The sequence below is a fragment of the Floccifex sp. genome (assembly GCF_051873555.1).
In the GTDB taxonomy this organism is placed as follows: domain Bacteria; phylum Bacillota_I; class Bacilli_A; order Erysipelotrichales; family Erysipelotrichaceae; genus Floccifex.
In genome coordinates this window covers 1-4,927 of record NZ_JBJEEY010000160.1, presented here as the reverse complement: position 1 = coordinate 4,927, position 4,927 = coordinate 1, and the positions used below count along the sequence as shown (strand labels likewise).

Genomic DNA, 4,927 nt, shown 5'->3' with positions numbered 1-4,927 from the left:
AAAAAAATAGAATCAGTTATACACTGATTCTAATTTGTGATTGTTTTTTCTGTATCTTTATCGAATATATGAATTTTTTCTGGATCAAACATAAATTCTGTTGTATCTCCATTTCGATAAGGCGTATCCGCTTCAACACGAGCTGTCATTGTTACGCCTTGGAAATCAAAATGTAAACAAACTTCAGCCCCCAATAATTCATAGACACGTATTTCAGATTGTATTTTGGAATTGGCATATTTATCTTTTGAAACATCGTCTACATAAATATCTTCAGGACGAATTCCCAAAACCACTGTTTTTCCAACATAGCCTTGTTCTTTTAAGACTTTGGCTTTGTTTTCTGGAATTACAATTGGATATTGCCCTAATTGAAGAATAATTTGACCATTCTTTTCAATGCATTGTGCATCTAAGAAATTCATTTGAGGCGATCCAATAAATCCCGCTACAAACATATTATCTGGATAGTTATATAAATTTTGTGGTGTATCAATTTGTTCCACTTTTCCTTTACTCATAACAACAATTCGTGTTCCCAAAGTCATGGCTTCGGTCTGGTCATGGGTAACATAAATAATAGTTGCTCCTAATCTTTGATGAAGTCTGGAAATTTCAACACGCATTTGTCCACGTAATTTAGCATCCAGATTGGATAATGGTTCATCCATTAAGAATACTTTTGGATGACGTACAATAGCACGTCCCATGGCAACACGTTGTCTTTGTCCTCCTGATAAAGCTTTTGGCTTTCGATCCATCAATTCTTCTAAATCCAAAATTTTAGCAGCTTCATTCACAGCTTTATCAATCTGATCTTTTGGTGTTTTTTTAATTTTCAAACTAAATGCCATATTTTCACGCACAGTCATATGCGGATATAGCGCATAGCTTTGGAAAACCATGGCAATATCACGGTCTTTTGGTTCAATGTCATTGACCAATTTCCCGTCAATATACATTTCCCCACTACTGATTTCTTCTAAGCCGGCAATCATACGTAAAGTCGTTGATTTACCGCAACCAGAAGGCCCAACAAAAATGATAAATTCTTTATCTTCTATTTCCAAGTTAAAATCCTGAACAGCTTCATAGCCATTTGGATATACTTTTTTTACATGTCGTAAAGACAGTCCTGACATTTTGTATTTCCTCCATTCTAATCTTTATGACAAGCTCTACCATAAAGTTTTGTGTAATCTGCTATTTTATGGGCTAAAGATGCAGTATTTTGTCCTTTTTTCATTCGCCACTGCCAGTTATTTTCACTGGAACCAGGTAAATTGATACGTGCTTCTTTACCAAGTTCTAAATAATCTTGCATCTGACAAACAAATAAATTTGCTACCGATGCCATTCCTGTACGCACCATTCCCCAAACGTATCCTTCTTCTTTTGTAAGATGCATATATTGTTTAGCGTATTCTACATCATTTTGGTCTTGTTCATCTAGCCATTGAAGACATGTTTGATTATCATGGGTTCCAATGTAACATACGCAATTATTAATATAAGTATGAGGAATATAACTGACTGTTTCTCTTGAATCAAAAGCAAACAATAAGATTTTCATACCTGGTAAACCAGAATCTTTAACCATTTGAATAACTTCTGGAGTCAATGCTCCTAAATCTTCCGCAATGAATGATTTTCCATAGAACCACGATGTCAATACTCCAATCAATGACATACCAGGTCCTTTTTTCCATTGTCCTTCTTTTGCACTCTTGGCACCATATGGAATAGCCCAATACGATTCAAAGCCACGGAAATGATCAATACGAACAACGTCATATAATTGGAACGCTCCATCCACTCTTCGAATCCACCATCCATAGCCATCTCTTTGCATAGCATCGTATCGATACAATGGATTACCCCAATATTGTCCATCCGCACTAAATGAATCTGGTGGACAACCTGCCACTTCAATAGGGACATTGTTTTCGTCTAAATAAAACCATTGTGGTTCGCTCCATACGTCAGCTGAGTCTAAAGCTACATAAACAGGTATATCACCGATTATTTCAATGTCTTTTGAATGGGCATAATCTTTTAACTGGTTCCATTGTTTGAAGAACAAAAACTGAATATATTTAAAAAATTGAACATCATCTTTTAGCTCTTTTTTATATTTGATGCATGCTTCTTTTTGATGTAAACGAATATCTTCTGGCCACGTTGACCAGGCTTTCATATGAAAGTGTCGTTTTAAAGCCATGAATAAAGCATAATCTTCCAGCCATAATTTTTCTTTTTCAAATTGATCAAATGCACTTCGATCTTTTTTTATGCCTCTTTTATAGGCTTTATAAAGAACATCAAAGCGATGTTGATAAATCAAACCATAGTCTACTTGGTCTTCTTTTTTTGACCAGGTAATGGATTCTACTTCACTTTTTAATAGAAGTCCTTCTTCAATTAACATATCTAAATCCACATAATATGGGTTTCCCGCAAAGGAAGAAAAACTTTGATAAGGTGAGTTTCCATAGCTGATGGATCCAACAGGAAGAATTTGCCAATATTTTTGATTGGCTTTGTATAAAAAATCAACAAATTCATAAGCAGCTTTTCCAATCGTTCCTATTCCATAATTAGAAGGAAGCGAAAAGATTGGCATTAAAATTCCACTACTCCGATTCATATTAACCTTTAACAGCTCCAGCGGCTACACCTGCTATAATATATTTTTGACATGTTAAATAGAAAATAATAATTGGAATAATACTTAATGTTATTAAAGCCATAATGGCACCTAAATCCACAGATCCATAGCTTCCTTGTAAATATTGAATATGAATTGGAATTGTCATATATTTTGTTCGATCCAATACAAGATAAGGAAGTAAATAGTCATTCCAAACCCACATGATTTCCAGAATACCTGTTGAAATCATCGTTGACTTTAACATTGGAAGAACAACACTAAAGAATGTACGAATAGGTCCACATCCATCAATGGCAGCGGCTTCTTCTATTTCTAATGGAATACTTTTGATGAATCCCGAAAACATGAAGACTGCTAAACCAGCTCCGAATCCCAAATAAATAATAGGAATTGTATATGGTGTATTTAAATGAAGTGTATCAGCTGTTTTTGCCAGTGTAAACATCAGCATTTGAAATGGTACAACCATTGAGAATACAAACAAATAGTAACAAATTTTACAGAATAAATTATTAACACGTGCAATGAACCAGGCTGCCATCGATGTACATAATAAAATAAGTATCGTAGAAGCAATGGTGATAAATACAGAATACCAGACAGATTTTAAGAATGGATAATTTCCAAATGTAAATCCTTTGATATAGTTGGCCCATCCAACAAATGTTTCAGAATCTGGCCAGGCAAAAGTACGTGTTTTAACATATGTATTGGCTTTAAAAGAGTTCAACAATACAAAGAATACAGGTAAAACATAGACAATGGAAATAAAACTAAAAATGACTGTTAAACTCATTTTTAATGTTTTATCCGATCCAACGGATTGTCCACTTCCTTTTATTTTCTTTTCTTTTGCCATTATTGTTGCACCTCCTTCTTACGTGTTGCACTTAATTGCGCAATGGAAATCGCCGCAACTAGAATAAAGAAAATGACAGCTTTGGCTTGTGCTGTTCCACGTGCCGATGTATTTTGTCCATAGAATGTATTATATATATTTAAGGCCAGCATTTCGGTTGTTCGAACAACTTCTCCTCCTGGCAAGAAATTATATGGCTGTCCACCGGTTAAAGCCAGGTTCTGATCAAATAACTTAAATGCGTTGGTCAAAGATAAAAACATACAAATTGTAATAGAAGGCATCACATTTGGAATTGTGATATGGAATAATGTCTGAATACGATTGGCTCCATCAATTTTAGCGGCTTCCATCATATCTTGAGGAATTGCTTGTAAACCGGCAATATAAATAATCATCATATATCCAATTTGCTGCCAGCACATTAAAATAATCAAACCCCAGAATCCATATTTTGTTTCCATTAAAATGGATGTTCCATAGCGAGAAAGAATTCCATTAAAAATCATGCTCCAAATATATCCTAAAACAATTCCACCAATTAAATTTGGCATAAAGAATACGGTACGGAAAATATTGGCTCCCTTAATTCCTTGTGTTAAAAAATAAGCAATGACAAAGGCAATGACATTGATTAACAACAAAGAAACAATGGCATACAGTGCCGTATACCAGAATGCGTGTGTAAAAGATGGATCATTCATGGCATTAATATAGTTTTGAATTCCAACAAAAGTCGCATTGGAAGTCGTTTGGAATTTACAAAATGATAAATAAAATCCTTTTAAAAATGGATATACAAATCCAATTGTAAATGCAGCTAAAGTTGGAGCCAGGAAAACAAGAAAACAACGTTCAATCGGTTTACGAATCAATTTCGAATTTACCGTTGCACTATCATGTATTTTTTTCTTCTTCATAACGTCTCCTTTTTAAAAAAAGGGATGAATGATTCATTCATCCCTCATTGAATATTTTAATTTATTCTTGAGCAGCTTTATATTGAGTAGCCCATCCATCTACGAATGCAGCAACAACATCGTCCCAAGAACCACCATTGTCATATTGATTCATAGCAGATACTAATCCGGCACGCCATTGATCAACATTTGGAGTATAGTTAAATGCCCATGAAACAGAATATTTACCTTCATCGATACAAGCTTTTGCAGCCTGGAAGAATACGTTTTTATTTTCAGCAGCTTGTTTATAAGGAATTTCACCAAATTGTTCAGCCATCATAGTTGTTCCTTTTTCAGAAGTAACCAGCCAAGTCATGAAATCAATTGTTGCGTTGATATCTTCTTCAGAAGCATTTTTATTAACTGCCCAGCAGTTTTCTGTACCAGAACATAATCCCTGGTTTTCTTCTCCTTCAACACCTGTATAAATAGGAA

At 34.5% G+C, this 4,927-nt stretch carries 4 protein-coding genes and 1 pseudogene; all 5 read right to left on the bottom strand.

The features are described from left to right. Positions 1–29: 29 nt before the first annotated feature. The gene (locus ACI32A_RS09185; protein WP_439754759.1) at positions 30–1,142 is read right to left on the bottom strand and encodes an ABC transporter ATP-binding protein; all 1,113 of its coding nucleotides are present in this window, start codon (positions 1,140–1,142) and stop codon (positions 30–32) included. A 17-nt stretch (positions 1,143–1,159) separates the two neighbouring features. Continuing rightward, positions 1,160–2,647 (bottom strand): 4-alpha-glucanotransferase, encoded by a 1,488-nt coding sequence (gene malQ / locus ACI32A_RS09180; protein WP_439754758.1) that lies wholly within the window; start codon positions 2,645–2,647, stop codon positions 1,160–1,162. A gap of 1 nt (position 2,648) precedes the next feature. After that, positions 2,649–3,530, bottom strand: a complete 882-nt coding sequence (locus ACI32A_RS09175) for a carbohydrate ABC transporter permease (protein WP_439754757.1) — start codon at positions 3,528–3,530, stop codon at positions 2,649–2,651. Continuing rightward, a complete protein-coding gene (locus ACI32A_RS09170; RefSeq protein WP_439754756.1) occupies positions 3,530–4,450 on the bottom strand; it encodes a carbohydrate ABC transporter permease in 921 nt (306 codons plus the stop codon). Before ACI32A_RS09170 ends, ACI32A_RS09175 begins: the two co-directional genes overlap by 1 nt. A 61-nt stretch (positions 4,451–4,511) precedes the next feature. Then, a pseudogene (locus ACI32A_RS09165) lies at positions 4,512–4,927 on the bottom strand (carbohydrate ABC transporter substrate-binding protein); the annotation flags it as partial.